Raw genomic sequence first — 26632 nt, 5'->3', positions numbered from 1 at the left:
TGGCAGCCTCGACGCTTACTGGCGGAGCCAGTGGCGGGTTACGCGGAGCGCCGCGTCGGGACGCTGTTCAACCGTGGCAATCGCCTGCTCGCGTTCCGGCGTCGTGGACATCGGCGGGAGCTTGATGGGCGTGCGGCGCGATTCCAGCCCCTCCGTCGCCCCGACGCCGTTCCCCTGGTCGGCGGGGGCGCCCTGCATCCCCAGTTGCATCTGCGTGCTCGCAGGCAGCTCAGCGTGTCCCGACGTTTGCAAAGCGCCACTCTGCGGGGCGGCAGGCAGTGGCGATTGGGTCTTCCTCGGGCGTAGCACGAACACCGAGAATAGGGCGACGATCAGCAGCACAAGGAGTGCGGCAATCGCCACAATCGGCTTCGAGTTCTCCTGAATGCGCGCGATGATATCTGTCGGAGAGGCGATCGAATCACTCGCAGTCACCTCGGGTTGCGCGATGTCAAACGGAGCGCTCACTACACTGATCATGTCGCCGCGCGTGGAATCCACGCCAAGGGCGTTGCGCACCAGCGCCTCGATGCGCGCGAGCTCTTCGGCGGTGCGCGGCATGGCGCTGGCCGGCGCCGGAGCGGTGGCCGTGGTATCGGGTGCCACCCTGACAACTTTGTCGGCCACCAGTACCGCCACCGTGAGTTTTGTCACGTTGCCGATGGCGCCGCTGAAGTTTTCCACGCTCTTGGTGTTCTCGTACGACGTGGCCGATGTGCTATAGCCGGCGCCCTGCTGCGGCGTGCTCGGCGTGACTTCAGCCTTTTGTTCGGTGGTGAGTGCCTGGCGCTCAGGGTCTACGGCCTGCACCGTGCGCTCGACCTTGGAAAAATTGATCGACGCGGCCACCTGTACGCGCACATTGTCGCTGCCAACAAGACTCGAGAGTAGCCGGCTGGCTTTCTCCTCCAGGTACGACTCCACTTCCTTTTGTACCAGCAGCTGACGACTGGAAAGACCGGCAAGCGAGCCTTCGTCATGCATGGTGAGTGCGTGGCCACGCGCATCGACAACCGTCACGTGCTCGGGTTCGAGCCCACCCACGCTGCTCGCGACCAGTTGCGCGACCCCTTGCACCGTTCCGGGGGCCGGCGTGTTACCGTCGTGCATCGTCAGCGTCACGCTGGCCTTGCTGGGTCGCTCGCTCGGTTTGAAGATCTTCTCGTCTTCGAGGGCCAGATGGACTTTCACTGCTTCTACGTTCTTCATCTTGCTAATGGTGCGCTCGAGCTCTCCTTCGAGCGCACGGCGATAGTTCACCTTCTGCGTAAAGTCCGTCATACCCCACGTGGGCTTATCGAACAGCTCGAGTCCCGGTCGGCCGGCGTTGGGCACATCCCCAGCGGCGAGATCCACGCGTGCGCGTGCGAGATCCTCGCTCGGAACCAGAATCGTGGTACCAGTGCGATCGAGGGTATACGTGATCCCCGATTCGGTGAGCTGATCGGTCATTGCCTTCACGTTCTCGACGGGTAGATCGGCGTAGAGCGGTACCATGGTCGGCGCAGTGGCCCAACGGGACACGCCGAACACCACGGCGGTTACGACAACGCCGATCGCGATGATTGCGAGCTGGCGTCCACCGCCGAGGCGTCCCGTTAGGGAATCGAAAAAGGATTGCATGTGGAGGGGAAGGCGCCGTGTCGCGTATGGATGCTCAGGACTGCATCGCGATGACGCTGCGATACGCCTCAACGACCTTGTTGCGCAGTTCGATCATGAGGTCGAGTGCAAGGCCCGCCTCCTCGCTTGCCGCCATCACTTCGTGCAGTTCAACGTTCTCGCCTGCGGCAAAGCGTTGCACGAGGTCGCTGGCTCGGTCGCGCGTGTCGGAGACTTCGCTGATCGCCTTGGTGAGCGCGTCCCCGAAGCTGGTGTCGCTCGCGCCCACGACAGGTAGCTGCGCACCGGGTGTGCGATCTTGGCCGATGCCTCCGAGGGTGCCCAGGTTGCGCGAATAGAGATCGAGACGGGTCTGCATGCGGTGAAGTCCGGTCGGGGTGGCTTATGCGCGCACGTCGAGGCGCACGCCACGCGCCACCGGTGGGGTAGCCTTGCTGGCCTCCTTGATGCGGCTGTATGTGAGCGGGCCAAGGGCAGCACCTTTCGCGAAGAAGCTCCGCTCTTCCGTTGTGAGCACGCTCCAGAGCATGGCGTCGGTGCCGGCCGGCGCATCAGCCGGCACGGTACTCTGCGTGCTGTCGGGGTGGGTGATGGGTGCCTGCGGTTTCAGGACCTTCGTAACGGCCGGCGTGTCGGCATTATGCGCGTTGTATGTGGCAATCGCGGTGCGATCAATGCCGTTGATGTTCATGGAATCGATGACTGCCAAAAAGAGGGACGGAATGAATGCGTGGTCGCGTACATCAGATATCGAGGGCGGCGCGCAGCATCGACTTGGCAGCGGTAAAGACCGCAGCGTTGGCTTCGTATATGCGCTTCGCGTCGAGCAGCTTGACCAGTTCCTGGGTGGTGTCGACGTCGGGGTAGCGCACGTAGCCCTCAGCGTTTGCGTCGGGGTGGCCCGGCTCGTACACAAGCCGGCCTTCACCCTGATCTTCCGCAATGCCGGACACGCGCACGCCGTACTCGCCACCCCTCGGACCGTTTTTGCCGCGCTGAGTGGGGAGCACCGGTACCGCGATCGGCCTGGGTCCATCCTCGCTGAGCGGCACGTCGAGGGCCGGTGAGCCGAACACGCCACGGGCGGCGTTCGACCCCATGGATTGCGGGGCCAGGTTGTCAGAGGCGAAGAGCGCCGTCTGCGCAGTCGCCGTCTCGAGTACGAGCTCGCGGCGCTTGTACGGCTGGCCATCGGTGCCGCGGGTGACGTCGGCGTTGGCGATGTTCTGCGCGATCACTTCCATGCGCTGGCGTTGGGCGGCGATACCGCTTGCCGCGATGCCCATACTTCTGAACATGGGCCGCACGATCTGCGGTCCGGGAATTGGCAGCAGCGCTGGTTGACGAAGCGGATTGAGTGTCATCAGGCGCCCTGACCCCTGATGGCCGTGCGGAGGCTGGCGTAGGTCTTTTCGAGGAGCCGAGACGTCGCGAGGAAGCGGAGCTGTTCGTCAGCAAGCGCTACCATTTCGTCTTCTACGTTGACCGGGTTCACCTCAGCTTGGGTGCGGCCGACTGTGGCTTCCAAAGCGAACCCATCCCCGTTCTGCAGGGTGGCCTTGGAGACCCGATCCGCGATGCCGCGCGACCGCTCGATACTCTGGTCGAGCGACGCCTTGAGCTGCGGGGCCGAGGTAACGCGATCGATGAGTCCGAAGAGCATCTGGAGTACCGGAAGGGAAGGGCGATTGAATCCGGTACGGCCAAAAGCAACGGGCGGGCCACACGGCCGAGATGGCCGGCGTACCCATTCAAATCATTGATTCAGCGGAAGATACGGAGCATCTGGCGGCAGGAGGTGAAGGCGGCAGGAAGTGCCGAACCCGACCAACCTCGAGAAAACGGAAACTTCTGCCGGTCGTGTGGTGACCCAAGTTGCCGTGTGGATCGCTCGCCGTGGCCGGACTGACGGGAACACACGTTCCGGATGGCGGATTCCTGCGACCCCCGCGCTCCTATTCCTCGTCGGAGTCCCTGCTGGGGCCGTTCAGCTTGTTGCGCAGCGTTCGCACGCTGATCCCCAAGAGCTCGGCCGCCCTCGTGCGGTTGTGCTCGGCCGCCTGCAGCGCATGCTGAATCAGTACCCGCTCGGCGTCGGCGACATTGAACGAACTCAGGGCGATGCCGGTGCCATTCCCGATAGGATCGAATGCGGATGCCACGCAATGATCACTGAAGTCGGCTGTACTGTGTATCCCCGCGGCCGCGACCGCGAGCGCCGGTGCTGCACCAAAACTCGGGGCGACAAATGCTCGCGGGCGCATGTTGGGGGCGCCGAGCGAGTGAGCGAGGCCGAACCGGGTACCCTCGAGGCAGTGCGGCTGGATGATGGGGTCCGGTGTGAGGATCACCGCACGCTCGATCACATGCTGCAGCTCCCGCACATTGCCGGGCCACGGGTAGGCCTGAAGCGCCTCGAGGGCATCCTCCGACAGTCCTTCGATCTTCTTACCCAACTCGGCAGATACCCGCATGGCAAACCGCAGCGCCAGCACCGGGATATCTTCCGGGCGCTCGCGTAGCGGTGGAATGAGAACCGGAATTGTGGACAGTCTATAGTAGAGATCCTGCCGGAACGTCCCGTGGTCGGCCTCCATTGCCAGGTCACGGTTGGTGGTGGCGACGATACGGACATCCACCTTGATGGGTGACGTGCCCCCCACGCGCTCAAACTCCTGCTCCTGCAGCACGCGGAGGAGCTTGGCCTGGAGATCGAGGCGCATCTCCGAGATTTCGTCGAGCAGTAGCGTCCCACGGTTGGCGCGCTCGAAGGCGCCCTCGACCCGCTTGATCGCCCCGGTGAAGGCGCCCTTTTCGTGGCCGAAGAGTGCTGATTCTACGAGCCCTTCGGGGAGGGCTGCGCAGTTGAGTTTGATGAATGGTTTGTCACGGCGCTCGGACTGGTCGTGAATGGCGCGCGCAAAGAGCTCCTTACCTGTCCCGGACTCGCCTTGCAGGAGCACGGTGGCGCGGGTGGGCGCGGCCATGCTGACGGTCTGCAGGATCCGGCGGATGGTCGGTGAGTCGCCGATGATCTGTCGCTCATTGCGAAACTGCGAGACCTCCTTGCGGAGGGCCTCGTTCTCGCGGCGAAGGCGAACGAACTCGAGCGCCTGATCCACGGCGAGCTCAAGCTGTTGAGGACGAACCGGCTTCGTGATGTAGTCGATCGCGCCCGCCTTGATGCTGGCCACGGCGTGTTCGATACTCGCATGCCCGGTGAGCATGATGAGCGGGAGGTCGTACCCCTCGCGGGTGATGAGCTGGATGAACTCGAGCCCCGTGAGCCCCGGCATCCGATAGTCGGAAATGATGAGGTCGATGCCGCCCCGCTCCAGGATGAGGAGCGCCTCGGGGACACTCCGAGCGCCCACTGGAGTATGGCCAGCTGCCGCGAGGGTGTCCTCAAGGATCAGGCCGACGGCGACTTCGTCGTCGACGTAAAGAATCGTAGCCATTTCGGCTGGGAGGGGTGACGGCCAGGATCTCCCGGCGGTGTAAGAATTCTGCCGCTCCCGTAACGCCAATAACAATCGCGCGTACAGAGCACGAGCACATTAGCGGCAACAATAACTGCATCATCAAGAAAACGCTAAAGGTCCGCTGGCGTAACATCTCTATTGAAGAGTCAGCTAGAACCCACACCGTGCAGGATGCTGACTGGCTCAGCAGTCGCTTCGCTTACGGTTAAGGCGCTGGCCGCCGAGTCCGATACTTATGAGTTGGTGGTGCCGCTACCGGTGGTGCCGTTCAATGTTCATCCAAGGTGTCCGTGCGAGTCACCAACAACATCATCACCGCGCGTAGTCGACTGCATCTACAGCAGGGGCTGCAGCATGTCGACCGTCTACGTGACGATATCGCGACTGGCGTACGCCTGCGGACACTGTCCGACAACGCTACAAGCGGCAGTGAACTGGTACGCATTGGCGGGTCAATGCGTGCGATTACTCAGTTCCGGCGCAATGCGACCATGGGCATTGCGCGCGCCGAGGCGGAGGAAAACGCTCTCAATCAGTTGACGAATGTATTGACGCGTGCGGTAGAGCTCGGGATCAGCCAATCGTCCGCTACGGCCAATGCCTCGTCGCGCCTGATCACGAAACACGAAGTCGATCAGCTGATCAGCCTCACCACATCGCTTGGCAACACCCGGTTTGCCGGCCAGTTCCTGTTCGGCGGGAACCGAGGGAGTGAGCCTCCACTCCACTCACCGATACCCGTAAGCGGCAGCGCCTCGGCCCTTACTGACGTGAGCGGCAACCCGGTGAATCCATCGGGATCACCCTCGCTCGAGATTGGTGACGGGCGATTCATCGTCCCGAACCACAATGCCACCGAAGTCTTCCTCGATACCGACACGCTCGCCGCATTGCGTGCGCTGTCCGATGCGCTTGGTGCAAACGATCCCAATGCCATTCGCCTGGTGACCGGCCGGCTGAACGCTGCCAATGACAATGTTCAGGCGCTCGTTGGAACACTGGGCGCTCGCGTCAACGAAATGCAGGACGCGAAGAACAGTCTCGATGCACTCGAATTGACCCTGCAGACCTACCGTGCCGACCTTCGCGACACGGAGATCGATAAGGCGATGGTGGATCTCGTGGGCAAACAGACGCTCTATCAGGCGGCCATGAGTGCGACATCGCGCATCCTCGGTCTCAGTCTGGCCAACTATCTCTGATGCAAATGCGTCCCGCATTCGTACACGCTGGTTCGGGCACGATCACGATCGCGCATCCACTTGGCCGCATCGAGGTGCCATCCGACGCGGTGATGCACCTCAGTACACCGCTTCTGGGGTTCAGTCATTCAGCATATGCGCTTCTGCCCGCAGCGCGACGGGGGCTCTGGTGGCTGATTGCCACCGATGGAACACCCACGACGTTCGTACTCGCCGATCCGTTTGTGGTCATCGCTGATTATGCGGTGGACCTGAACGAGACCGAGCGAGAGGCACTCTCACTCCACGACGAGCGAGATGCCTTGGTGCTGGTGCTGCTGGTCATGCCGGCCGCATGGAACGAACAGGCCAGCGGCAATTTCCGTGCACCGCTCGTGTTCAACCTTGCTGCGCGCAAGGTGCAGCAGGTGATGAATCGAGATGAGCGCTACGGGCTGGTCGAGCCAGTGAACCTTGCGCTGTACGCGTTAATGCCGCCCATGGGATGCGGGTCGACGGGTGCCCCGAACTCCGAGACGCCTGAAGGATGACTGATCCGCGGGAACGCGGTGAGACGGCGGGCCACTTGCTCCAGCAAAACACGCACGGCGCTCAAGTTCTCCGGGGGCACTCCGAGACTGATGTTCGACCGCGATCCGGACGTCGGACGCGGAGGGAGGCACGGACGCCTCGATCTTCACATCACGGAGGATTCCACCATGCGTATCAACACCAACGTCGGCGCACTCACCGCATCGCGTAACGCGTTCGTCAATAACATCGCGACCGAGAATAGCATGCGGAAGCTCAGCTCGGGTCTGCGGATTTCTCGCGCTGCCGACGATGCTGCAGGGCTGGCTGTTGCCAGCAAGCTGCGCACGCAGAGCCGTTCGCTCAGCCAGGCGGCGGCGAATGCCGAGCAGGGCAACGCGATGCTCCAGATCGCGGAAGGTGCGGCCCAGACCATTCAGCGCATCATTGAGCGTCAGAAAGAGCTGATCACGCAGAAGCTGAACGCCACGTCGAGCACGAGCACGACCACCACGATCAACGCCGAAATCGCGTCGTTGGCCACCGAAGCAAGCCGCATCCAGAGTGCGGCCACGTTCCAGGGAATGGCGGTATTTGCGGCGCTCTCGTTTCAGGTTGGTGATGGTGACGGTGCGTCGGTCAACCAGGTTGCGGTCACGGCGACGCTCACCCAAACCCCGTTGAGCGGTACGTCGACATTGGCCGATGCCGACACCGCGCTCGATGCCGTCAACGAAGTTCTCTCGAACATCGGCGCTGGTCAGAATGTGCTTGACTACACGGTGCAGAATCTCAAGTCGGCAGTGGTAAACGTTCGGGCGGCTGAGTCCACCATCCGTGATGTTGATATGGCCGAGGAAATGGCCACGTTCACCCGCAACAACATTCTCACGCAGGCGGCGCAGGCCATGCTGTCGCAGGCGAACCAGGGCAGCCAGGGTGTTCTCCAGCTACTCCGCTGAGTCTGATTTCTCCTGACGTGAGATTCCCCGGGGCCCGCCTCACCGCTGGTCCCGGGGACTGGCCTTAGATGCAAGGGCAGGATGGAACGATGAGCAGCTCCATGAACATCGGGGGACTGAGTAGCGGGATGCAGTGGAGCGACATCGTCGATTCGACGATCAAGGCCCTGGAAGCCCGCACGGTCACCCCGATAACCGAACGGATCAACGCACGCGGCAAGCAAAGAGATGCGTGGTCGACGCTGCAGCAACTCGTGGAAACGCTGAACACCAACGCGCGGGCGCTCCGACGCCCTGGCCTTGGTGGCTTCATCGCGTCCGTCCCCCCCAGTCCGTCGACGTCACGGACACTGCTGTCGGCCACCGCTACGTCTGGTGCGACAGCCGGCCGACTTCGCGTGGAGGTCCTCCAGCTGGCGGATGTCGCCACATTGGCCGGGCGCTCTACCGCCGATACGACGGCTGCCCAAAACCTGGCGGGCACCTTCGCGATAAATGGCACCGCCATCAGCGTGGAGGCAGCGGATTCGCTCGCGAGCATCCGCGCCAAGATCAACACGGCGAATGCCGGTGTGACCGCCTCCATTGTGAGTGAAGGTGGGGCGAGCGGCCGCCTCGTCATCAGCGCCAACACCGCAGGATCGGTGGGCGTGACCCTCGTCGACGGGGCTGGTGGCCTGGCGCGCGAACTCGGATTTCTCGATTCACGCACCAAGCCCATTACGTCTTCGACGATATCGGCGGCGGCGGCGATGGGGATGTCGGTGTTCCCACAGCCGGCACAGATCCGGGTGGGGCATGTGCTCATTACGGCCGATCTGGCCACCGAGTCGCTATCCACGATAGCCGCCAAGATCAATGCTGCCGGCGGCTCGGCCTCGGTGCAGTCGGAGCCGTTCGGCAACCAAACGCGATTCCGGTTGGTGGTTGACGGTAATGTGAGCGCCGTGGACCGTGACGCGAATTCGCAGCCCTTGATCGACGCCCTTGGCTTTGCCGCCGGAGCCGCTGGTGCTGTCGGTCATACGGTGCAGTCGTCGGCCTTCACGCTCAGCGAAGCGGCCCACGCCACGCCGTCCTCCGTGCTGACGGGCCTCACGGTCGGCTCGGCATCGACCGCGCTGCATGTGGGGGACGCCATCAACATTCGCGGGACCCGCGGCGACGGCACGCCGGTCGCTTTCGGCCTGATCGTCGCGGAGAGCGACACCGTCCAAACGCTGCTCGACCGCATTAATGATGCCAGGGATGGCTTCGGTGCCGGAGCGCGAACCGCAACCGCAGCGATCGGTCCTGATGGGCGAATACGCCTTACAGACGACACGGCTGGCGCCTCACGTCTGTCGCTCAGTCTGGGCATCGTACGAGCCGACGGCTCCACAGGGACCTTGGGACCGATCACCACGTCGGTCGTTGGGCATAGCCGCGAGCTGCACGCAGGGCGTGATGCAATCATTCGCGTGAATGGGCACGAGATGGCGCGGTCGACGAACGTGATCGCCGATGCCATCCCGGGCGTCAATGTCAGCCTGCTCGCGGCCGAGCCGGGAACCGCGATCGATGTCACAATTGAGCGCGATGTGAAGGGGGCGACCGATGCGGTGAAGGCGTTTCGCGATTCCTACAATGCCATCCGCGCGTTTTTCGACGAGCAGCGCGTGACGGATGCGCCGCTGTATGCCGACAGCAGCCTGCGGCGCGTGGTGGATCGGTTCACCGCATCGCTCCGGCTACAGGTCACCGCGAACGGCACCTACACTACGGCAGTCAGCGCCGGGTTGGAGCTCGATCGCAATGGCCGGCTCATGGTCAACGAAGAGACATTCAAGACGGCGTTGGCCGAAAAGCCAGGCGAAGTCGAGTCGCTCTTCGGGCTTACCGGCATTGGCACTGCCTTTGTGCAGTCGACCGACGCGGCAACGACGTTCGGCACCGGGGTGATTAGTGCGCAGCTCACCACCATCACGGAGAGCACGATCTCGCTCCGGCGCCGTGAAGGAGATGCTCAGAAAAAGCTTGGCCTCCGTCGCGAACAGCTCATCCAACAGTACACGCGCATGGAGCAGGCCATGGTGCGTCTGAATCAGCAAAGTGGATCGCTGCTGGCGAGCACCAAGGGACTTCAGGCGAACGATCGCTAGCCGATACTGCACCATGGGCGTGATGCACATGCATTCGTCCCGTCGATCTCTCCCCTCAGCCAAGACGCCGCCATGTCATACGCGACGCAGTCATCGAGCTATCGCGAAATGGAAATCCAGGCCGCTTCACCACACAAGCTCGTGGTCATTGTGTTCGAGCAGTTGGTGGTGAATCTCGAACGTGCCCGCATTGCCATGGAGCGCAAGGACATCGAGCTCCGGGTCGTTGCCCTCCGCCGTGCCCGCGATCTCGTGACCGAGTTGCTGGCGACGATCGACGTCGAGAAGGGCGGCGTGCTCGCCCAGCGCCTCGCCGACCTGTACCAGTTCATGCTCTATGAGCTGGTGGATATCGGCCAGCGCGGGGACGTGGTTTCGATGCGGAAGCTGGTGAGTATTGCCATGCAGCTGCGCGAGGGGTTCGTTGGTGCAGCGCAACAGCTTTCGACCGACAAGGTGCAGCTCAAGACCGCGTGAACCGCAGCCCGCACACGCCGTTGATGGCTCGACCGGGAGGCTCCTCGCCTTCGCTCCTGACGTCCCATGCGAGCCGCCTGCGCGCGGCCACGGGTGCGCTCGTGCTGTGTGCTAAGGCCGATGCGATCGCCCGGGAGATCGAGGTCGAGATCACGTCGGGTACCGACGATCACCAGCTGTTCGTGTTGCTCGAGCAGCGCACGGTGATGCTGCAGGATCTGACCGAGCAACTCAACACGTTACGCCTCGAACTTCCCCCCGCCGGCAGCGCTCCCGTTCCCGAGGCTGACCGGCACATGGATGCGGCCGAGGCGGTCGTCGCTGAGGTTTGTGGGGCCGTAGCCACGTCGCACCACATCACCGTGGAGCTGGCCGCCACAATTGGCCGCCGCCGGGAAGCAATCCGCGCCGAGCTCGATGCCGTGCAGCGCTCATCGACCGCCAGCGTGGCCTACGGCACGCCGACCGGCGCCCCCCTGATGGACCGGGTGCGCTGAGGCATTCTCAAGGTCGCCCTGATGCCCGACATCAACGGCTCGACGCTATCCAAACGGAAAGAATCGGCCGGTAAAGTTGTGGGCCGACGTGCCGATAGTCCCCAGTGAGGAGGAGGAACCCCCATGAAGATCAGCGGATACATCGATTCCCTGCGCCCGAAGCCCGGCAGCCCCCCCGCTGTCCAGCGTCCCGCGCCGGACGTTTCCGAGGCCGTGGCCGCTCGACCGGTCAGATCGGATACCGTCCAGCTCTCTGCAGAAGCCCGTCGCCTGAGTGCCGAGCAGCGGGACATGCTCGACCCCGAGCGGGTCGCGGAGCTCCGTCAAAAGGTGCTCAACGGCGCTTATATGACGCTCGACCTTGTCGACCAGGTCGCCCGTCGGATCCTTTCCCGCGGTGATCTGTAGGCGCTAGCCACCGCGCCCGCTCCATTCCGGCGTAGGCCTGGACCATGCCCAATCCCAGAGTACGTGAAGTGCTGTACGAATCAGAGGCGGCGCTACGCCTGGTCGATCAGGGCATCACCGGTCTGACCGACATGCGTAATGCCGCGGACCCCTCGGCCACGGATCACGCCGCGCTGAGCATCCTGGATGCGTGCGATCGCGCCACGCGGATGATCGACGACCTCGATACGATCGACGCGGCGGAGACCCCCGATCGTGACCGCGCCGCCGACACCCGTGGCGCCCTGCGCGACGAGCTCTCTCGCATCATGGGCGCCCTGCATCTCACGGGCCTGGCTTCACCACCGCATTTGTGGGCGAGGGTAGATCGACCGTAGAATACCCATCATGCACCGTCGCCCGGGATGGTTCTCGGGCGCACGGGCGAGAAGCCTCAGGGCCGGCACGGCAGCCGGGATCTGGCAACTACTTCATGGGGATTCAGATGGTCAGATATGCCAAGGCTCCATTGCTGGCGCTGGTGGGTCTCGTCGCCATGGCGACAGGCCTGGAGGGGCAGACTGTCCCGTCGGTTGCGGAACAGACCGCGTCGGCCGTTCTGGCCCTGCCGAAGGAGATGCGGGAAGGGGCCGGGGTGATGGGCTATCGCACGGCTGGCCGGCTTGAACTACTGAAGCCCGTGAAGAACGGGATGCTCTGTCTGGCCGATGATCCCGCCGAGGAGCAGTTCCATGTGTCGTGTTACGCCGATACGATGGAGCCGTTCATGGCCCGCGGTCGTTCGCTGCGCGCGGAGGGCGTGAAGGGAGCACAGGTGGATACGGCCCGCTTCGCCGAGGTGAAGTCCGGCAAGCTCAAGATGCCCACGCAGCCGGCCGCGCTCTATCAGATCTTCGCTCCCAAGGGCAGTTACGATGCGGCCACCAACAGCGTGAAGAACGGGCGGGCGCTCTTTGTGGTGTACGTGCCCTTTGCCACGGCGGCGTCCACGGGGCTCAGCACCACGCCGTCGGATACGAAGCCGTGGCTGATGCTTCCCGGCACGCCCAAGGCGCACATCATGTTCTCCTCCACGATGTAGTGGAGCGCATGGATCGCGCCGTCACGCTCTCCCGCACGCGTCTCGACGAGGCGCAGGCCGCGCTGGCGGCGAGCGATCCCCGCATGGGTGCCGTCATCGAACAGGTCGGTCCCTGCACGATGTTGCCGCGCCGTGAGGGCACCCACTTCGGACATCTCGCGCGCAACATCATCTATCAGCAGCTCTCGGGCACCGCTGCGGCCACCATCCACGGGCGGTTCACCGCGCTGGTCGTGGAGACCCCAACGGCCAAGGGTGCGCACTCCGCCTCGGCGTCGTCCCCCGACCCGCGCGCGGTCCTGAACGCCTCGGAGGAGGCGCTGCGTGCGTGCGGCCTGTCGACCGCCAAAGTGCGGGCGGTCCGCGATCTCGCCGAGCATGTCATCGACGAGCGCCTCCCGCTGCAGGCGTTCGACCGGATGAGCGATCAGGAGATCGTCGACGCCCTTGTACAGGTGCGCGGCATCGGGCCGTGGACGGCCCAGATGTTCCTGATGTTCCGGCTGGGGCGTCCCGACGTGCTCCCCGTTCTGGATCTCGGGGTGCGAAAGGGCGCACAGCGCATCTACCGAACGCGCGCCCTGCCCGACGCGACGCGCCTCACGAAGATCGCGCGGAACTGGCGTCCGTGGGCAAGCGTTGCCAGTTGGTATTGCTGGCGCGTCCTCGATCTCGAGGATGCCGCCGGCTGGTAACGAGGAAGCAATGCCCGAGTTTCGTCAGCGTGTTCGAGTACCGGTGCCGGTGGAGACCCTATTTGCCTGGCATGAGCGGGCGGGCGCCTTTCTGCGGCTGTCTCCGCCGTGGGACCGTCCTGAGGTGGTCTCACAGGTCGGCGGCATCCGTGATGGCGCGCGGGTAGTGTTGCGGGTGCACGCCGGTCCCGTGCCCACCACGTGGACGCTCGAGCATCGCGATTACATCGAGAACCGCCAGTTCCGCGATGTGCTGCTCGAGGGGCCGTTCACCTCATGGATCCATACGCACGGCTTCGAAGCCGATGGGTCATCCGCCAGTGTGCTGGATGACCACATCGTGTACGAACTGCCGCTCGGGCGCTTGGGCAATGCCGTCGGTGGTGGCTTCGCGCGCAGCACCCTCGCCCGCGTGTTCGCCTATCGGCATGCCGTGACGGTTGGTGATCTCGAGCGACATACCACCTTCGCGGATCGCCCGCGGCTGCGCGTGGCGATCACCGGCGCGAGTGGCTTCATCGGATCGCAGCTGGCCGCATTCCTCAGCACCGGCGGGCACGACATCGTACGCATCGGGCGCGGTGCCGTGCGCCCTGGTGTGGTCGATGTGTCGTGGGATCCGCATCGTAGACAGCTCGATCCGCGCGCGCTCGAGGGGATTGATGCGGTGGTGCATCTCGCCGGCGCCTCCATCGCCGAACGCTGGACCCCCGAACACCGCCGGGCCATACGCGACAGCCGTGTGGAGGGCACGTCGCTGCTGTCGCACACACTGGCGCAGCTCACGAAGAAGCCGGCGGTGCTACTCAGCGGATCGGCGATCGGTGTGTACGGCTCCCGCGGCGATGAGGTGCTCGACGAGCAGAGCCCGTTCGGCACGGACTATCTCGCGGATGTGGGGCGGTCGTGGGAAGGCGCCACCGCGCCCGCCGAGCGCGCTGGCATTCGTGTGGTGCACCTGCGCACCGGGATCGTGCAAGGTGCTGCCGGCGGTGCTTTGGCCAAGCAGGTGCCGCTGTTCAAGCTCGGGCTCGGTGGCACCCTCGGCTCGGGTGACCAGTGGACGAGCCCGATTGCACTGGATGATCACATCGGGGCGATGCACTTCTGCCTCATGCGCGACGATATCCGTGGGCCCGTTAATCTCGTGGCACCGGAACCGGTGACGAACGCGGACTTCACCCGGGTACTCAGTCGGGTCCTCTCGCGTCCGGCGTTCGCCGCGGCGCCGGCCTTCGCCCTCAAGCTCGCGCTGGGGAGCGAAATGGCGGAGTCGACGGTGCTGGCAAGTCAGCGGGTGGTGCCCACGGTGCTGCAGCGTGCCGGCTTCGAGTGGCGGTTGCCCACGCTCGAGCAGATGCTGCGCTTCGAACTCGGCGAGCCGCAGCGATAGGTCGCCCCGACTGGCCCGGTCTCCGGCCCCGGGAAGTCACGCTTATCTGCTTGTCCTGTACGAGGATACGCTCAGAACCTCGCCCCGGTCTGAGCGCCGGAACGCGGGCGCGTCCCGGGGTGCACGTGGCACATTGACACTTTTCCTGCGCTGAATCGTAGGTTCCGTACACATGAACGTGATCATCCTCGAAAGTGTCCTCTTCGTCGCCCTGCTGGCGGTGGTGGGGGCCCTTTTCGTTACGGCGCTGGGTATCACCCCGCTTGGCCGTCGACTTCGCCAGTCGGCCAATCGCAAGCGCATCGACAAGCAGGCGGAACTCACGTGTCCCATCCACGGGCTGCAGCGCGAGCAGGATCTCGTGCGACTGTCCGCCGGTGAACCGCTCTGTCCTCATTGCTACCAGGAAGCTGTCCATGGCCACCTCGATTGACGAAACGTTCGAAGGTCTCCGGAGTTCGATCGGCAGTTCCATGCGCAATTCGCTGCGAGGCAGCGATGGCGGTGGCGGTAGTGGTGCCGGTGGTGCGTTCAAGCGCCTTGGCATCGTTGCGGTCGCCCTGCTGGCCGCCATCCTGCTGCTGCGTCCCACGGTCACCTACATCGAGCCGGGGCATGTGGGCATCGTGATCAACCGCGCAGGCGGCGGGGTGGACCCTAAGCCGCTTGGCCCGGGTTTCCATTTCCGCAATCCGCTCTTCACGGCGATTCAGGAGTACCCAACGTTCATGCAAACGTTGGTACTCACGCGTGACAGCACCGAGGGATCGCCGCGCAACGACGAGATCAATGTGAACTCGGTGGAAGGCCAGCCGCTCTCGCTGGATGTGTCGATGTCCTTTGAGCTCGACGGGACACGGGTGCCGGCGCTCTACCAGACGTTCCGGACCGATGTGCAGACGATCGCGCACGGTTTCATCAAGCAGGCGATTCGTCAGTCGCTGCAGGAAGTCGTGGGCAATGAGGAAATTGCCGCCATCCTCGGCCCGAAGAAGGCCGAGGTGGTCACGCGCACGCAGGCCCAGTTGCAGCAGCGACTGGACCCCTACGGCATTGATGTGAAGCAGTTCACGCTCAATGAATTCCGTGCCCCCAAGGCGGTGATGGATGCCATCAGCCTCAAGAACGTGATGCAGCAGCAGGCGCTCACGGCGCAGAACGAGTTGCAGAAGAACACCTTCCAGGCGCAGGGTGACAGCATCAAGGCGGCGGGGCGGGCCAAGGCGATCCTCACCGAGGCCGAGGCGCAGGCGAAGGCCAACGACCTGCTGTCGCGTAGTGTCACCAACACGCTCGTGCAGTACGAGATGGCGAAGCGGTGGAATGGACAGATGCCACAGGTGACCGGCGGCGCCATGCCGATGATGCAACTGCCGGGAGCCGGCAAGAATCCGTAAGTTTCGCGTATGCCTCGCGTGAACTTCGAGGCGCTGCCCGATGCGGCGCGCCTGTGGGTCTTCAGCGCGGCGACTCCCGTCATGGGGGCCGCCGCGCAGTCGTTGTTGGAGCGGGTGGACCGGGAGCTCGATGGTTGGAGGGCGCACGGCGTCCCGCTTGTCTGCGCGCGCGACTGGCGCGACGACCGATTTCTTGCCATCGGGGTGAACGAGGCCGCAACCGATGCTTCCGGGTGTTCGATCGATGCGATGTTCAGCGCGCTGCGCGCGCACGAGGGCGTGATCGGCACGACGCTCGTGGGGAACGGCGCCGTCTACTGGCGGGACGCCTCGGGCACGGTGCAATCCGTCACGCGTCCGGTCTTTCGTGCGCTCGCGGCCGACGGCGCCGTATCGAGTGACACGCCGGTATTCGACACGGCGATCACCACCGCCATCGCGTGGCGCACGGCCTTCGAGAAACCCGCGCGCGATAGCTGGCACGCACGTCTGCTACCGCCTGCGCGCTAAGGTCGGGGACCGCACGCAGCGTCACGGAGGAGGTGGAGGCTACGCCGGTGCCGCCGACGCCCGCGGCGGCATGGTGATGCCGAGTTCCGCTGCCAGTGCGCGGCGCCCCTGTTCGATGCGCTCGCGCGCCGTGGCTTTGAGTTGCGCGACGTCGTCGAGCGTCATGCCGGTGGTGTCGATCGGCTCGAGCACCTGGGCCACGGCGTTGGCGCGGAGGAACCGGAAGGTGCCCTTCGCCATGGCGTTGCGTGTGCCCGCCACGGCGATGGGCAGGATCGGGGCCTGGCACTCGATGGCCAAACGGAAGGCCCCGTCCTTGAAGGGCAGCATCTCCTGGGTCTTGGAGCGGGTGCCCTCGGGAAAGATCATCACGCTCACCTTCTTGGCGAGCCGATCGCGACACTGCGCGATGGCGTTGAGCGTGCTGTCACGGTCGCCCCGCACGAGTCGAATGTCGCCGGCCATCTGCATCATCCAGCCCATGCAAGGGATCTTGAACATGGTGTCCTTGCTCAGCCACTTCATCTCCCACGGAAAGCAGCTGATGAGGAACACGTCGGCATACGACTCGTGATTGGCGACCACGACGTACGGGCGACGCGGGTCGGTGAGGTGGCCACGCACACGGAACCGCCAAAGTCCGTTGAGGCGCATGGCCGTGACGCCCACGATGCGGAACATGCGTCCCGCCGCGTAGCGCCCCTTGTCGAATGGCGCCGTGAAGAGAAAGACGATGGCCACCACGGGCGTCCCGAGGATTACTGTGAGCACCGTCTCCACCCACGCCCACCAGTTCAGCACCGTACCCAGCATCGCGTGTCCTCAGCCCTGCGGCAGCGCGGGATTGTCCATCGGATCAGCGGGATCGATGAACCCGTGCGCCTTGTGTGCGCCGTCGCAGAAGGGCTTGACGGCGGAGTGGCCGCAGCGACAGAGCGACATGGGGCGTCCTTCGGCACGCGGCGGGATCACGTTGCCGTCGGCATCGACGAGGACGATCTGGGCGGCGTCTTCGGCGCTGATGCCGAGTGAGCCATTCTTGCGGACCGTGATGGTGATGGACATGGGTCGGGTTGGTGAGGGGTGAAGGAGTGCAGCGGCATTCATGCTGCTGCGGCGTACCGCTTGAGCCGGGCGATCATGGCGTTGAGGCCACTCTCCCGGGCTCCTAGGCCGATGTCCTGCATGAGGAGGCGCACGAAATCGGCGGGGAGTGCGAGGGCCGTGGCTGGGGGCTGATCGTTCACGCCGGCAAACGTGATGGCGAGGACGGCGGCCACGGTGGGCGACTGCCTCGCATTCACATCGGCATAGAAGTGCATCGTGCCGTCGGCGCGGACCTCGGGAAAGATGTCGACGCGCGTCTGGCACTCGGGCACCGTGAATTCGGCGCGATCGAGGGCGGCGAACCGCTCGGGGAGTGGTTCGAGTTTCTTCGACCAGGACAGCAGCGCCTGCATCTTGTCTTCCCGCCCGAGCATGCGAAACTGCCGCAGGGTGCGGGCAAGAGCGGGTGGCAGGCCGTCGGTGGATTCAGGCATGGCCTCGAAAGCTAGCAGGTCATGGCGAGCGGCAGGCCCCCGTTGTAGGGGAAGGCCCATTTGCCGTCATCCGGTCCCGCATGCTTCATTGACCGGATGACGAAACGTTTCCCATGCGCCGCAGTGGGGGTGCTGACGCTCCTCGCGGCCTGCCGCACCTCGGACGAGGTGTCGACGGCGGTGGGCACCTTGGAAATGGTTGAGGTTGACGTGGGGCCGCTGCAGGCGGCGCGCGCGGTGCGCGTGCTGGTGCAGGAGGGGGACGCCGTCCGCGTCGGCGACACGCTCGCCCTTCTCGGGACGCCCACGCTGACGGCGAGCATGGCCCAAGCGGAAGCCCGCGCCGCTGCGGCCGCGGAGGCGGCCCGTGAGCTCTCTCGCGGTTCGCGCCCGGCCGAGATCGCCCGCGCAGAGGCGGAGCTGTCCGCTGCCACCGCCGACGCCGAGCGCGCAGCCGCCGACCTCGCCCGGTTCGAGCCGCTGGCCGCCCGAGGCGACGTGAGCCGAGCCACACTGGACGCTGCGCGGTCGGCGGCGCGTGCCGCGGCCGGTCGCCGTGCTGGTGCGGCCGAGGCGCTACGGCTGGTCCGGGACGGTGCTCGCTCCGAACGGCGTGCGGCCGCCCAGGCGGAGGCGCGCGGTGCCGAGGCTGCAGCCGAGGGGTGGAGGGCTACCGCGAACGACCTGGTGCTGGTGTCGCCGGTGAACGGGGTGGTGTCGAGCCGCAACGTGGAGCCGGGCGAGGTCCTCGCGGCCGGTCAGAGTGCGGTCACCGTGGGGCAACCATCCCGTCCGTGGGCGCGGATCTACCTGTCGCACCACCTGCTGCCCCGCATTCGGCCCGGCGATACCCTCGTGGCGCATCTGGACGGCGACACCACCACGTTCCGCGGGCGCGTCACGGCTATCGCCTCGAAGGCCGAGTTCACGCCGCGTGTGGCGCTGACCGAGCAGGAGCGCGAGGACCTGCTGTTCGGTGTGCGCGTGGAATTCGCCGATGACCGCGGCCGGCTGCGGGCCGGCGTGCCCATCACGGTCACCCTGCCGGCAGCGCCATCGCCACCGTTGGCAACGGCGCGCTGACGATGACCGCGGCCCCCGTCGTGCGCACGCGTGCGCTGCACAAGCGCTTCGGCGACCTCGTCGCGGTCCAGGCGCTCGATCTCGAGATTGCGCGCGGGGAGGTGTTCGGGCTTCTCGGTCCCAACGGCTCGGGGAAGACCACGACCATCCGCATGCTGTGTGGGCTCGTCCTGCCGACGAGCGGCACCGCCGAGGTGGCGGGCTACGACATCACCACGCAGTCGGAGCAGGTACGCCGCCGCATCGGATACATGTCGCAGCGGTACGGGTTGTACGACGAGCTGACCGTGCGGGAGAATCTCCGATTCTATGCGTCGGTGTACGGGCTGGTGGGGCGGGACCGTGACGAGCGGCTGGCCGAGCATACCGACGCCCTGCGGCTGGTGGAGCGGCTCGATCAGCGGGCCGGGACGTTGAGCGGCGGCTGGAAGCAACGGCTCGCTCTCGCCTGTGCAACGGCGCATCGCCCCGATCTCGTGTTCCTCGACGAGCCCACGGCCGGTGTGGATCCCGCGGCGCGTCGGACGTTCTGGGAAACGATCTACGAGCTGGCGCAGCAGGGGACCACCGTGCTGGTGACAACGCACTACATGGACGAAGCCGAACGCTGTCAGCGTCTCGCGTTTCTCTCGCGCGGGCATCTGATCGGCATCGGCACGCCGGCGGAGGTCGTGCAGCAATTCGGGGCGCGCACGGTAGAGGATGTGTTCGTAATGCTCCAGCAGCGCGACGAAGCGGCGATGCCTGTCGCCGCGGGCCGATCATGAGCGGCGCGATCAACGCGGTGCGTCGCTGGACGGTATGGCCGATGCTGTGGAAGGAATTTCTCCAGCTGGGGCGTGATCGCCTCACTTTTGCCCTGATGACCGGGCTGCCAGCCATTCAGCTGGTGCTCTTCGGATATGCCATCCAGACCGACGTGCGCAAGCTGCCGACGGTCGTGGTGGACGAGTCGCGCACCAGCGAAAGCCGCGCGCTCGTCCAGGTGCTGCAGAACACCGACAACTTCACCATACGTGCGCGTGTCGCCGACCGTGCTGCGGCGACGCGCTGGATCGAGCGCGGCGCCGCACGCGTGGCGCTGGTCATTCCACCGGACTATCAGCGCAACATCCGCGGCGGGCACACGGGCGTGGCCCAGCTGCTCATCGATGCCGCCGATCCGCAGTCGAGTGGTGCCGCCATCGCGGGCGCTCAGCTGGCGGCGCAGGCACGCGGGGCGCAACTGCTCGCGCAGCGCTACCAGTTGCGCGCGCCGGTGGAGATCCGTGTGCGACCGTGGTACAACCCGGCGCAGAAAAGCGCCGTGTTCATCGTGCCGGGCATCGTCGGAATCCTGCTCACGATCACCATGACGCTCATCACCAGTACCGCGATCGTGCGCGAACGGGAGCGGGGCACGCTGGAGCAGCTCATCGTCACCCCCATCGGCAAGGTGAGCCTGATGCTGGGCAAGCTGCTGCCGTTCGTGCTGGTGGGATACGTGCAGATGTCGGTGATCCTGCTGCTTGGCGTGACGTTCTTCGGTATCCCCGTGCGCGGCAGCCTGCTGCTGCTTTACGGACTGGCGCTCGTGTTCATCGTGGCCTCGCTGGGTGTAGGACTGCTCATCTCCACCGTGGCGCGCAGTCAGGCGCAGGCGATGCAACTCGGGTTTTTCTTCATGCTCCCCAACATCCTGCTGAGTGGCTATATCTTTCCGCGCGCCGCGATGCCGGAGCCAGCCCAGTGGCTCGGTTTACTGCTGCCGCTCACGTACTTCCTCGATATTCTGCGCGGCGTGCTGCTCAAGGGGGTGGGTGTCCGCGACCTCTGGCAGCAGCTCGGCGCACTCGTGGTGCTGGCGAGTGTGTTGTTCGTGGTCAGCGTGAGACGTTTTTCGAAAACACTGGACTGATTCAGAGAATCCCGCGCACCGGCTGCGGGCGATATGGTGCTTCCAGTCGGCCGATCTCCTCGGCGGTGAGCGCGAGCTCCACCGCGCCAAGGGCGTCCTCGAGCTGCGACAGCGTGGTCGCGCCCACAATGGGCGCGGCGACGGCCGGTTTGGTGAGCAGCCACGCCAGCGCCACCTGCGCCATGGGCACACGGCGTGCTGTGGCGATGTCGCGTACGGCGTCAACGATACTCCAGTTGCTCTGATCGTCGTAGAGGGTATGCCCATAGGCATCGGTCGCGGCGCGGGTGGAGGCACTGCGGTCGGCCACACCGCTGCGCGAGCCGGCGAGCAGTCCGCGGGCGAGCGGCGACCACGGCATGAGCCCGATCCCCTCCTTCTCGCACAGGGGATTCATTTCCCGTTCCTCCTCACGGTAGAGGAGGTTGTAGTGATTCTGCATGGTCACGAAGCGCGCCCAGCCCTGTCGTTCGCTGGCGCTCAGCGCCTGTGCGAACTGCCAGGCATAGCCCGAGCTGGCGCCGATGTAGCGTACCTTGCCGCTCTGCACGAGGTGATCGAGGGCAGCGAGGGTCTCCTCGATCGGCGTATTGGCATCGAACCGATGGATCTGATACAGGTCGATCGTCTCCACCCCCAGCCGCCGCAGACTGGCTTCGCACGCCTGCACCACGTGCTTGCGGGAGAGCCCGCGCAGGTTGGGCCCTTCACCCATGGGCCAATACACCTTGGTGGCGATCACGAGCTCCTCGAGGCGCCCGAACTCCCGGAGAGCTCGCCCGGTCACCTCCTCGCTCACCCCCAGCGAGTACATGTCGGCGGTATCGAAGAAGTTGATGCCCGCCTCGATGGCCCGCCGGAAGAAGGGACGGGCTGCGTCCTCGTCGAGCACCCAAGGCCGCCACGCGGAGGTGCCGTAGCTCATGCACCCCAGGCAGAGGCGCGAAACGGACATCCCCGTGCTGCCGAGCGACGTAAAACGCATGGAATTCGTGGTTTGGGGGTGGTTCTGGGAACTACGGGTTGCTCTCAGCGCTAAAATATGTGGTCCCTGTCCGCAAACCGAACCAGGTCACGCCTCATGCTCATCCGTCGCCCCGACGATATCCCGTCGTCCGAGATCACTCCGGAACAGACCTACCAGAACCGCCGCCAGTTCATGGGCACGGCCGGCGCCCTCGCGCTCGGGACCGTGCTCACGCCGGCGGCGCTGCAGGCCATGGCCGGCACGGGAACGGGGGGGACGCAGGACGACAAGATCACCCCCGAAGACGACGCGACGAGCTACAACAACTTCTACGAGTTCGGCACCGACAAGGAGGAGCCGAAGGAGCTCGCGAAGGACTTCAAGCCGATGCCCTGGACGGTCCAGGTCGAGGGGCTGGTGAAGAAGCCGCGCGCCTATTCGTACGAGGAGCTGGTGGGGAAGCTTGCGCTGCAGGACCGCGTGTATCGCATGCGCTGCGTGGAAGCCTGGTCGATGGTCATCCCGTGGCGTGGCGTACAGTTGCGCGACGTGATCAACCGTGTGGAGCCGCTGCCGAGCGCGAAGTTCGTGGAGTTCACCACGCTCTTCGATCCGCGACGCATGCCCGGACAGCGCAGCCCCGTCCTGCCGTGGCCCTACAAGGAAGGGCTGCGCATGGACGAAGCCATGCACCCGCTCGCGCTCCTGGCCACCGGCATGTACGGCAAGTCGCAGCTGCCCAACCAGAATGGGGCCCCCCTGCGGCTGGTGGTGCCGTGGAAGTACGGCTTCAAGGGCATCAAGAGCATCGTGAAGCTCCGCTTCACGGATCGTATGCCCAACACCACCTGGAACGACGCCAATCCGAGCGAATACGGCTTCTATGCCAACGTGAATCCGGCTGTGGATCACCCGCGCTGGAGTCAGGCAAAGGAACGTCGTATCGGTGAGTTCATCCGCCGCAGCACGCTACCGTTCAACGGCTATGCCGATCAGGTCGCGTCGCTGTACAGCGGCATGGATCTGCGTCGCAACTATTAATTCACCAGGTGAGGCAGTTCTGAACGAGCAACAGCCGGGCATAGAGCGCGCCATCCGTCGATTCATCCGGCCGGCGATGTGGTTGCTGGTGGTCCTGCCGGCCCCCGTGCTCGTTGCACAGCTTCTGCTCGATCAACTCGGTGCCGATCCGATCGACAAGCTGGAGCGACTGACGGGTGAATGGGCCCTGCGCTTTCTCCTCGCCTCGCTCGCCGTCACCCCCCTCATGCGGTTTACCGGCTGGGGATGGCTGGTGGCCCAGCGGCGTTTTCTGGGGCTGGCCGCCTTCTTCTGGGCGATCGGTCATCTGAGCGTGTACACGGTGCTCGACTGGTTCTTCGACTGGCAGGAGATCACGAAGGACATCCTCGAGCATCTCTATATCACGCTCGGCATGGGAGCGTTTTTGCTCATGCTCCCCCTGGCGCTCACGTCCACCAAGGCGAGCATCCGCACGCTCGGCGGCGCTCGCTGGAACCGGCTGCATTCCCTGGTCTACGTGTCGGTGATCGCGGCCTGCCTGCACTTCGTGTGGGCCGTGAAAAAGGACATCACCGAGCCGGTGATCTACGGGGGGATCGCGGCGCTGCTGCTGGCCGTCCGCGTGGTGTGGCGCCCCACGCCGCGGGCGAGTGTGCGCGTGCCCTCGGCCGAGACGGGATCCTCCACGAGGTGAGCGGCTGTGGGGTACTGCCCTCGCTGTCCACCGTTGATCTCGGCAGCCGTTATTCTTCCCTGAGCTGTCTGCAGTGCTATCCGATCGATCTCCTCAAGAGCGACAAGGCGTGCGTGGGCTCCATCGACAAGGGCGGGAAGAAACCAGTGCTGGCGCACGCGATTGCAGGGAAGGCCGGGACGCCGCGGACGCCGCGGACGCCGCCACCCGCGCTCGATGTCTTCGCGGTCGCCGCCCCGGGGTTCGCACCCTTGATCGCTGCCGAGTGCGTGGCACTGGGGCTCACGCCGCGTGAGGTCACGCCAGCTGGCGTAGCGCTTGATCTCACATTACGCGAGCTCTTCACGCTCAATTGCTGGACGCGCTTGGCCAGTCGCGTGCTCGTACGCCTCGCCAGCTTCGAGGCGCGGGATTTTGCGACGTTGGAGAAAGCGGCGGCCCGGGTAGCGTGGGGGCGTGTGGTACCGCCGGGCGCATCGGTGCGTTTGCGCGTGACCTGCAAGAAGTCGCGGCTGTACCACTCCGATGCGGTCGCCGAGCGTGTGGGGCGAGGCATCGTGGGTGCCGTCACGGGTGTGCGGGTGGTGGAACGCGCGCGCGACGATGAGGACGACGATGAGCACGAGGTGCCGACGCAGCTCATCGTGGTGCGCTTCGAACACGACCGCTGCACGATCAGCGCTGATAGTTCGGGTCCGCTGCTTCATCGACGCGGCTGGCGATTGGCAGTGGCCAAGGCGCCGCTGCGCGAGACGCTCGCGGCGGGCATGTTGGCCGCACTGCCCTGGCACGGCGATGTGCCATTGGTGGATCCGTTCTGTGGATCGGGAACCATCGGCATTGAAGCGGCCCTGCGCGCCCGCGACATCGCGCCGGGGTTATCACGCAGTTATGCCCTGGAGCAGTGGCCGGATGCGCCGGTTGCGGCCTATGCCGCCGTGCGCGATGCCGCGCGAGCGCGTGTGAAGCCGCGCGCGGGTGTGCCCATCGTGCTGCGTGACCGTGACGCCGGAGCCATCGAGGCGGCGCGGGCCAATGCGGCCCGTGCCGGTGTGCTCGACGATCTCATGTTCGAGCAGGGCGCCCTGTCCGACACGGATCTCGCCCTGGTTGGTGATCGGGGTGTCCTGCTGACTAACCCCCCGTACGGTCAGCGGGTCAGCGGTGGCGCCGACCTGCGGGGGCTCTACGCAAGACTGGGCGACGTGCTACGTGCCGGTGGGCGCGGCTGGCGACTGGCGATGCTGGTGCCACCCGATCGTGCATTGGCCGGCCAGTTGCGACTCCAGCTGGAGACCGCCCTCCGCACGGCCAATGGTGGGCTGCCGGTGGAACTGCTGGCGACCGTGGCCCCGCGTGCCCGCTGATGCGCAGCGGACGAGACGAACCGGTCGCCCACTCGGTGACTCACAGGCGGAAGTAATCCGCCCGCCAAGTCTTCACCTGCTGCTTGATGGCCTTCCCCTTCATCGCGGGGTTGGCGATGACCATCTCCACGAGGCCGGCCAGCTCGGCGTCACTGGCAAAGCGCAGGGCGATGTAGTGACGCGGCGAGAACGTGGTCATCGCCTTCTCCGCCAGCGCGGCGGGCAGCACACGCTGATAGCGCAGCTGCTCCTCGAGGCGGATGACACGGTCCTGCGCGCGCAGGGGTGACAGCCGCGAAACCGATACCACCCCGAACATCGTGAGTGCCCCCACGAGGAGGTAGCCGGTGTCGTACGACGGATCCTTGAAGAAGCGCGTGATGCTCCAGACAAGGAAGATCAGCGCGAGTGGACTGGTGAAGTAGTGAAACAGCGGGGTGTACTGCGCGTGATTCGCGAATGTCTGCGGCGTGCGGGCCATGGTGATGTGCTGGGCGTGGGTGGCGACGAGGGGTCAGACCATGCCGAGTGCTGACTCGATCACGGTTCTGGCGAGGGAAAAGCGATCATCCCACGAACCGCGGATGACAGTGAACGGTGCCCGAAACAGGCGGAGCGTTCCTTCAAACAGCGCATGCAACTCCTGCCGGCGATACCCACGGTCGCGGACTGGATCGGGGACCCATGGCACATCGATGTCGAGCAGCAGGTACTGATTGGCCAGCCGACGGCGGGCCTCTTCTTCTATCGCCGGCAGGCATTGACCGTGATAGTGGTGGCCGTACACCACGGTACTCACCAGGTCCGTGTCGTGGAGCAGCAGCTGATGGCCTGCCGCGCGGGCGCGGACCTCCGCTTCATCCTGCGCGGCCATCTGCCCCACGGCGATGGGCCACTGGTCGCTGTCGACGATCGGCGCGCCCTTCTGCTCGGCATAGCCCCGCACGAACTCGGGGGTCCAGAGCACGCCGAAGTGCGACGCCAGGCGGTCGGTCAGTATGGTCTTTCCCGTGCTCTCCGATCCGATGACGACCACGCGGGTAAGGCGTGTCATGCGTCTGGCGCGGCCGATGGGGGAAGGGTCGCGCGGCGCCACTCCACATAGCCGAGGGTGGCGAGGCCAAGGAATATCGCGTAGAGGATGGCGGTAAGCGGCAGCCCGCGATGTGCGAAGAGGCCGATATAGACCACATCCACCGCGATCCAGAGCAACCAGTTCTCGAGCAGCTTGCGCGTCATCATCCACTGGGCGACGAGGCTCGTGGCCACCAGGATGGCATCAAGCCAGGGGAGTGCCGCGCCGGGGATGCGCGAGGTGATCACCGCGAGCGCGATCCACGTGCACAGGGTGATGATCGCGAGGCGTGAGGCCAGACGGGGGGGCGTGCGGGTGACGACCACTGGGGCGTGAGCGGGGCCGCCGCGCCTCCAGTGCCACCAGCCGTACAGCGACAGGGAGAAATACACCACCTGGAGGCCCGTATCGCTGTAGAGCCCCGTGCGGGCGAACACGACCACGTAGAACAGCGCATTGAGCACGCCGAGCGGCCAGCTCCAGATGCTCTGGCGCGTCACCAGCCACACGTTGGCCACGCCGGTGACGAAGCCGAACAGCTCCGCGCACGACGAACCGTGGGCGGAGAGCCAGGAGCAGAATGGATCCAAGAGACCGGCCATGGGCG

At 65.3% G+C, this 26632-nt stretch carries 33 protein-coding genes; 20 read left to right on the top strand and 13 right to left on the bottom strand.

Annotated elements, in window-relative coordinates; translation table 11 throughout:
- Positions 1-15: 15 nt before the first annotated feature.
- From fliF to ACIQ51_RS00255, 6 genes are all read right to left on the bottom strand, one after another.
- Positions 16-1623, bottom strand: coding sequence for a flagellar basal-body MS-ring/collar protein FliF (gene fliF, locus ACIQ51_RS00280; RefSeq protein WP_396202989.1), 1608 nt, complete (start codon positions 1621-1623; stop codon positions 16-18).
- Between the two features lie 34 nt (positions 1624-1657).
- Positions 1658-1981: a flagellar hook-basal body complex protein FliE gene (fliE, locus tag ACIQ51_RS00275; RefSeq protein WP_396202988.1), complete on the bottom strand. Its 324-nt coding sequence runs from the start codon at positions 1979-1981 to the stop codon at positions 1658-1660.
- Between the two features lie 24 nt (positions 1982-2005).
- Positions 2006-2314: a hypothetical protein gene (locus tag ACIQ51_RS00270; protein ID WP_396202987.1), complete on the bottom strand. Its 309-nt coding sequence runs from the start codon at positions 2312-2314 to the stop codon at positions 2006-2008.
- A gap of 52 nt (positions 2315-2366) precedes the next feature.
- The gene (gene flgC / locus ACIQ51_RS00265) at positions 2367-2921 is read right to left on the bottom strand and encodes a flagellar basal body rod protein FlgC (RefSeq protein ID WP_396202986.1); all 555 of its coding nucleotides are present in this window, start codon (positions 2919-2921) and stop codon (positions 2367-2369) included.
- 65 nt (positions 2922-2986) lie between these two features.
- The gene (locus tag ACIQ51_RS00260) at positions 2987-3286 is read right to left on the bottom strand and encodes a hypothetical protein (protein WP_396202985.1); all 300 of its coding nucleotides are present in this window, start codon (positions 3284-3286) and stop codon (positions 2987-2989) included.
- Between the two features lie 292 nt (positions 3287-3578).
- Entirely contained in the window at positions 3579-5081 is a 1503-nt protein-coding gene (locus ACIQ51_RS00255; RefSeq protein ID WP_396202984.1) for a sigma-54-dependent transcriptional regulator, read from the bottom strand.
- Positions 5082-5389: 308 nt separating this feature from the next.
- Here ACIQ51_RS00255 and ACIQ51_RS00250 point away from each other — a divergent pair, with 308 nt between their 5' ends.
- From ACIQ51_RS00250 to ACIQ51_RS00185, 14 genes are all read left to right on the top strand, one after another.
- Positions 5390-6307, top strand: coding sequence for a flagellin (locus ACIQ51_RS00250; protein WP_396202983.1), 918 nt, complete (start codon positions 5390-5392; stop codon positions 6305-6307).
- A 5-nt stretch (positions 6308-6312) separates the two neighbouring features.
- Positions 6313-6837 carry a flagellar assembly protein FliW gene (gene fliW, locus ACIQ51_RS00245; protein WP_396202982.1) on the top strand — a complete coding sequence of 175 codons (525 nt, stop codon included), beginning with the start codon at positions 6313-6315 and terminating at the stop codon, positions 6835-6837.
- Between the two features lie 90 nt (positions 6838-6927).
- On the top strand, positions 6928-7779 hold the full coding sequence (locus ACIQ51_RS00240; protein WP_396202981.1) for a flagellin: 852 nt from the start codon (positions 6928-6930) through the stop codon (positions 7777-7779).
- 89 nt (positions 7780-7868) lie between these two features.
- Positions 7869-9920 carry a flagellar filament capping protein FliD gene (gene fliD, locus ACIQ51_RS00235; protein WP_396202980.1) on the top strand — a complete coding sequence of 684 codons (2052 nt, stop codon included), beginning with the start codon at positions 7869-7871 and terminating at the stop codon, positions 9918-9920.
- 72 nt (positions 9921-9992) lie between these two features.
- Positions 9993-10397 carry a flagellar export chaperone FliS gene (fliS, locus tag ACIQ51_RS00230; RefSeq protein ID WP_396202979.1) on the top strand — a complete coding sequence of 135 codons (405 nt, stop codon included), beginning with the start codon at positions 9993-9995 and terminating at the stop codon, positions 10395-10397.
- Between the two features lie 23 nt (positions 10398-10420).
- On the top strand, positions 10421-10894 hold the full coding sequence (locus tag ACIQ51_RS00225; RefSeq protein WP_396202978.1) for a hypothetical protein: 474 nt from the start codon (positions 10421-10423) through the stop codon (positions 10892-10894).
- A gap of 123 nt (positions 10895-11017) precedes the next feature.
- Positions 11018-11302: a flagellar biosynthesis anti-sigma factor FlgM gene (locus tag ACIQ51_RS00220; protein WP_396202977.1), complete on the top strand. Its 285-nt coding sequence runs from the start codon at positions 11018-11020 to the stop codon at positions 11300-11302.
- 44 nt (positions 11303-11346) lie between these two features.
- The gene (locus tag ACIQ51_RS00215; RefSeq protein WP_396202976.1) at positions 11347-11679 is read left to right on the top strand and encodes a hypothetical protein; all 333 of its coding nucleotides are present in this window, start codon (positions 11347-11349) and stop codon (positions 11677-11679) included.
- A gap of 95 nt (positions 11680-11774) precedes the next feature.
- Positions 11775-12383: a hypothetical protein gene (locus ACIQ51_RS00210; RefSeq protein ID WP_396202975.1), complete on the top strand. Its 609-nt coding sequence runs from the start codon at positions 11775-11777 to the stop codon at positions 12381-12383.
- An 8-nt stretch (positions 12384-12391) separates the two neighbouring features.
- Positions 12392-13078, top strand: a complete 687-nt coding sequence (locus ACIQ51_RS00205) for a DNA-3-methyladenine glycosylase family protein (protein ID WP_396202974.1) — start codon at positions 12392-12394, stop codon at positions 13076-13078.
- A 10-nt stretch (positions 13079-13088) separates the two neighbouring features.
- On the top strand, positions 13089-14471 hold the full coding sequence (locus ACIQ51_RS00200; RefSeq protein WP_396202973.1) for a TIGR01777 family oxidoreductase: 1383 nt from the start codon (positions 13089-13091) through the stop codon (positions 14469-14471).
- A gap of 172 nt (positions 14472-14643) precedes the next feature.
- Positions 14644-14904, top strand: a complete 261-nt coding sequence (locus ACIQ51_RS00195; RefSeq protein ID WP_396202972.1) for a hypothetical protein — start codon at positions 14644-14646, stop codon at positions 14902-14904.
- On the top strand, positions 14888-15868 hold the full coding sequence (locus ACIQ51_RS00190; RefSeq protein WP_396202971.1) for a prohibitin family protein: 981 nt from the start codon (positions 14888-14890) through the stop codon (positions 15866-15868). The genes ACIQ51_RS00195 and ACIQ51_RS00190 overlap by 17 nt, the downstream gene beginning before the upstream one ends.
- Positions 15869-15877: 9 nt before the next feature.
- Positions 15878-16378 (top strand): hypothetical protein, encoded by a 501-nt coding sequence (locus ACIQ51_RS00185; RefSeq protein ID WP_396202970.1) that lies wholly within the window; start codon positions 15878-15880, stop codon positions 16376-16378.
- A 39-nt stretch (positions 16379-16417) separates the two neighbouring features.
- Here the strand turns inward: ACIQ51_RS00185 and ACIQ51_RS00180 are convergent, their stop codons facing one another.
- The 3 genes from ACIQ51_RS00180 to ACIQ51_RS00170 are packed head-to-tail and all read right to left on the bottom strand — an operon-like array spanning position 16418 to position 17919.
- The gene (locus ACIQ51_RS00180) at positions 16418-17191 is read right to left on the bottom strand and encodes a lysophospholipid acyltransferase family protein (RefSeq protein ID WP_396202969.1); all 774 of its coding nucleotides are present in this window, start codon (positions 17189-17191) and stop codon (positions 16418-16420) included.
- Positions 17192-17200: 9 nt separating this feature from the next.
- Complete coding sequence (locus tag ACIQ51_RS00175; RefSeq protein WP_396202968.1) at positions 17201-17443, bottom strand: CDGSH iron-sulfur domain-containing protein; 243 nt, start codon at positions 17441-17443, stop codon at positions 17201-17203.
- A 38-nt stretch (positions 17444-17481) separates the two neighbouring features.
- Positions 17482-17919: a SufE family protein gene (locus ACIQ51_RS00170; RefSeq protein WP_396202967.1), complete on the bottom strand. Its 438-nt coding sequence runs from the start codon at positions 17917-17919 to the stop codon at positions 17482-17484.
- Positions 17920-18015: 96 nt separating this feature from the next.
- Between ACIQ51_RS00170 and ACIQ51_RS00165 the strand changes: the two genes are divergently transcribed.
- Genes ACIQ51_RS00165 through ACIQ51_RS00155 form a run of 3 tightly spaced genes read left to right on the top strand, consistent with a single transcriptional unit; the run spans position 18016 to position 20899 of the window.
- Positions 18016-19002, top strand: a complete 987-nt coding sequence (locus ACIQ51_RS00165; protein WP_396202966.1) for an HlyD family secretion protein — start codon at positions 18016-18018, stop codon at positions 19000-19002.
- A gap of 2 nt (positions 19003-19004) precedes the next feature.
- Positions 19005-19769 (top strand): ABC transporter ATP-binding protein, encoded by a 765-nt coding sequence (locus ACIQ51_RS00160; protein ID WP_396202965.1) that lies wholly within the window; start codon positions 19005-19007, stop codon positions 19767-19769.
- A complete protein-coding gene (locus ACIQ51_RS00155) occupies positions 19766-20899 on the top strand; it encodes an ABC transporter permease (RefSeq protein WP_396202964.1) in 1134 nt (377 codons plus the stop codon). Before ACIQ51_RS00160 ends, ACIQ51_RS00155 begins: the two co-directional genes overlap by 4 nt.
- 1 nt (position 20900) lies before the next feature.
- Here the strand turns inward: ACIQ51_RS00155 and ACIQ51_RS00150 are convergent, their stop codons facing one another.
- Positions 20901-21884, bottom strand: coding sequence for an aldo/keto reductase (locus ACIQ51_RS00150; protein WP_396202963.1), 984 nt, complete (start codon positions 21882-21884; stop codon positions 20901-20903).
- A 96-nt stretch (positions 21885-21980) separates the two neighbouring features.
- Between ACIQ51_RS00150 and msrP the strand changes: the two genes are divergently transcribed.
- From msrP to ACIQ51_RS00135, 3 genes are all read left to right on the top strand, one after another.
- Positions 21981-22907 (top strand): protein-methionine-sulfoxide reductase catalytic subunit MsrP, encoded by a 927-nt coding sequence (msrP, locus tag ACIQ51_RS00145; protein WP_396202962.1) that lies wholly within the window; start codon positions 21981-21983, stop codon positions 22905-22907.
- A 76-nt stretch (positions 22908-22983) separates the two neighbouring features.
- Positions 22984-23583, top strand: a complete 600-nt coding sequence (locus tag ACIQ51_RS00140; protein WP_396202961.1) for a sulfite oxidase heme-binding subunit YedZ — start codon at positions 22984-22986, stop codon at positions 23581-23583.
- Positions 23580-24950, top strand: coding sequence for a class I SAM-dependent RNA methyltransferase (locus ACIQ51_RS00135; protein ID WP_396202960.1), 1371 nt, complete (start codon positions 23580-23582; stop codon positions 24948-24950). Before ACIQ51_RS00140 ends, ACIQ51_RS00135 begins: the two co-directional genes overlap by 4 nt.
- A gap of 40 nt (positions 24951-24990) precedes the next feature.
- On the opposite strand, the gene ACIQ51_RS00130 is transcribed toward ACIQ51_RS00135, so the two are convergent.
- The 3 genes from ACIQ51_RS00130 to pnuC are packed head-to-tail and all read right to left on the bottom strand — an operon-like array spanning position 24991 to position 26627.
- Positions 24991-25431, bottom strand: a complete 441-nt coding sequence (locus ACIQ51_RS00130) for a DUF6526 family protein (protein WP_396202959.1) — start codon at positions 25429-25431, stop codon at positions 24991-24993.
- Between the two features lie 33 nt (positions 25432-25464).
- Entirely contained in the window at positions 25465-26004 is a 540-nt protein-coding gene (locus ACIQ51_RS00125; RefSeq protein ID WP_396202958.1) for an AAA family ATPase, read from the bottom strand.
- Positions 26001-26627, bottom strand: coding sequence for a nicotinamide riboside transporter PnuC (gene pnuC, locus ACIQ51_RS00120; RefSeq protein WP_396202957.1), 627 nt, complete (start codon positions 26625-26627; stop codon positions 26001-26003). The genes ACIQ51_RS00125 and pnuC overlap by 4 nt, the downstream gene beginning before the upstream one ends.
- Positions 26628-26632 lie beyond the last annotated feature (5 nt).

The sequence above is a fragment of the Gemmatimonas sp. genome, assembly GCF_044344655.1.
Lineage (GTDB): Bacteria > Gemmatimonadota > Gemmatimonadetes > Gemmatimonadales > Gemmatimonadaceae > Gemmatimonas.
This window is presented reverse-complemented; position numbering and strand designations above follow the sequence as displayed.

Coding starts and splice junctions, on each gene's coding strand:
- fliF (WP_396202989.1), bottom strand. CDS start 1,623: ATGCAATCCTTTTTCGATTCCCTAACGGGACGCCTCGGCGGTGGACGC.
- fliE (WP_396202988.1), bottom strand. CDS start 1,981: ATGCAGACCCGTCTCGATCTCTATTCGCGCAACCTGGGCACCCTCGGA.
- ACIQ51_RS00270 (WP_396202987.1), bottom strand. CDS start 2,314: ATGAACATCAACGGCATTGATCGCACCGCGATTGCCACATACAACGCG.
- flgC (WP_396202986.1), bottom strand. CDS start 2,921: ATGTTCAGAAGTATGGGCATCGCGGCAAGCGGTATCGCCGCCCAACGC.
- ACIQ51_RS00260 (WP_396202985.1), bottom strand. CDS start 3,286: ATGCTCTTCGGACTCATCGATCGCGTTACCTCGGCCCCGCAGCTCAAG.
- ACIQ51_RS00255 (WP_396202984.1), bottom strand. CDS start 5,081: ATGGCTACGATTCTTTACGTCGACGACGAAGTCGCCGTCGGCCTGATC.
- fliW (WP_396202982.1), top strand. CDS start 6,313: ATGCGTCCCGCATTCGTACACGCTGGTTCGGGCACGATCACGATCGCG.
- ACIQ51_RS00240 (WP_396202981.1), top strand. CDS start 6,928: ATGTTCGACCGCGATCCGGACGTCGGACGCGGAGGGAGGCACGGACGC.
- fliD (WP_396202980.1), top strand. CDS start 7,869: ATGAGCAGCTCCATGAACATCGGGGGACTGAGTAGCGGGATGCAGTGG.
- fliS (WP_396202979.1), top strand. CDS start 9,993: ATGTCATACGCGACGCAGTCATCGAGCTATCGCGAAATGGAAATCCAG.
- ACIQ51_RS00225 (WP_396202978.1), top strand. CDS start 10,421: ATGGCTCGACCGGGAGGCTCCTCGCCTTCGCTCCTGACGTCCCATGCG.
- ACIQ51_RS00220 (WP_396202977.1), top strand. CDS start 11,018: ATGAAGATCAGCGGATACATCGATTCCCTGCGCCCGAAGCCCGGCAGC.
- ACIQ51_RS00215 (WP_396202976.1), top strand. CDS start 11,347: ATGCCCAATCCCAGAGTACGTGAAGTGCTGTACGAATCAGAGGCGGCG.
- ACIQ51_RS00210 (WP_396202975.1), top strand. CDS start 11,775: ATGGGGATTCAGATGGTCAGATATGCCAAGGCTCCATTGCTGGCGCTG.
- ACIQ51_RS00205 (WP_396202974.1), top strand. CDS start 12,392: ATGGATCGCGCCGTCACGCTCTCCCGCACGCGTCTCGACGAGGCGCAG.
- ACIQ51_RS00200 (WP_396202973.1), top strand. CDS start 13,089: ATGCCCGAGTTTCGTCAGCGTGTTCGAGTACCGGTGCCGGTGGAGACC.
- ACIQ51_RS00195 (WP_396202972.1), top strand. CDS start 14,644: ATGAACGTGATCATCCTCGAAAGTGTCCTCTTCGTCGCCCTGCTGGCG.
- ACIQ51_RS00190 (WP_396202971.1), top strand. CDS start 14,888: ATGGCCACCTCGATTGACGAAACGTTCGAAGGTCTCCGGAGTTCGATC.
- ACIQ51_RS00185 (WP_396202970.1), top strand. CDS start 15,878: ATGCCTCGCGTGAACTTCGAGGCGCTGCCCGATGCGGCGCGCCTGTGG.
- ACIQ51_RS00180 (WP_396202969.1), bottom strand. CDS start 17,191: ATGCTGGGTACGGTGCTGAACTGGTGGGCGTGGGTGGAGACGGTGCTC.
- ACIQ51_RS00175 (WP_396202968.1), bottom strand. CDS start 17,443: ATGTCCATCACCATCACGGTCCGCAAGAATGGCTCACTCGGCATCAGC.
- ACIQ51_RS00170 (WP_396202967.1), bottom strand. CDS start 17,919: ATGCCTGAATCCACCGACGGCCTGCCACCCGCTCTTGCCCGCACCCTG.
- ACIQ51_RS00165 (WP_396202966.1), top strand. CDS start 18,016: ATGACGAAACGTTTCCCATGCGCCGCAGTGGGGGTGCTGACGCTCCTC.
- ACIQ51_RS00160 (WP_396202965.1), top strand. CDS start 19,005: ATGACCGCGGCCCCCGTCGTGCGCACGCGTGCGCTGCACAAGCGCTTC.
- ACIQ51_RS00155 (WP_396202964.1), top strand. CDS start 19,766: ATGAGCGGCGCGATCAACGCGGTGCGTCGCTGGACGGTATGGCCGATG.
- ACIQ51_RS00150 (WP_396202963.1), bottom strand. CDS start 21,884: ATGCGTTTTACGTCGCTCGGCAGCACGGGGATGTCCGTTTCGCGCCTC.
- msrP (WP_396202962.1), top strand. CDS start 21,981: ATGCTCATCCGTCGCCCCGACGATATCCCGTCGTCCGAGATCACTCCG.
- ACIQ51_RS00140 (WP_396202961.1), top strand. CDS start 22,984: ATGTGGTTGCTGGTGGTCCTGCCGGCCCCCGTGCTCGTTGCACAGCTT.
- ACIQ51_RS00130 (WP_396202959.1), bottom strand. CDS start 25,431: ATGGCCCGCACGCCGCAGACATTCGCGAATCACGCGCAGTACACCCCG.
- ACIQ51_RS00125 (WP_396202958.1), bottom strand. CDS start 26,004: ATGACACGCCTTACCCGCGTGGTCGTCATCGGATCGGAGAGCACGGGA.
- pnuC (WP_396202957.1), bottom strand. CDS start 26,627: ATGGCCGGTCTCTTGGATCCATTCTGCTCCTGGCTCTCCGCCCACGGT.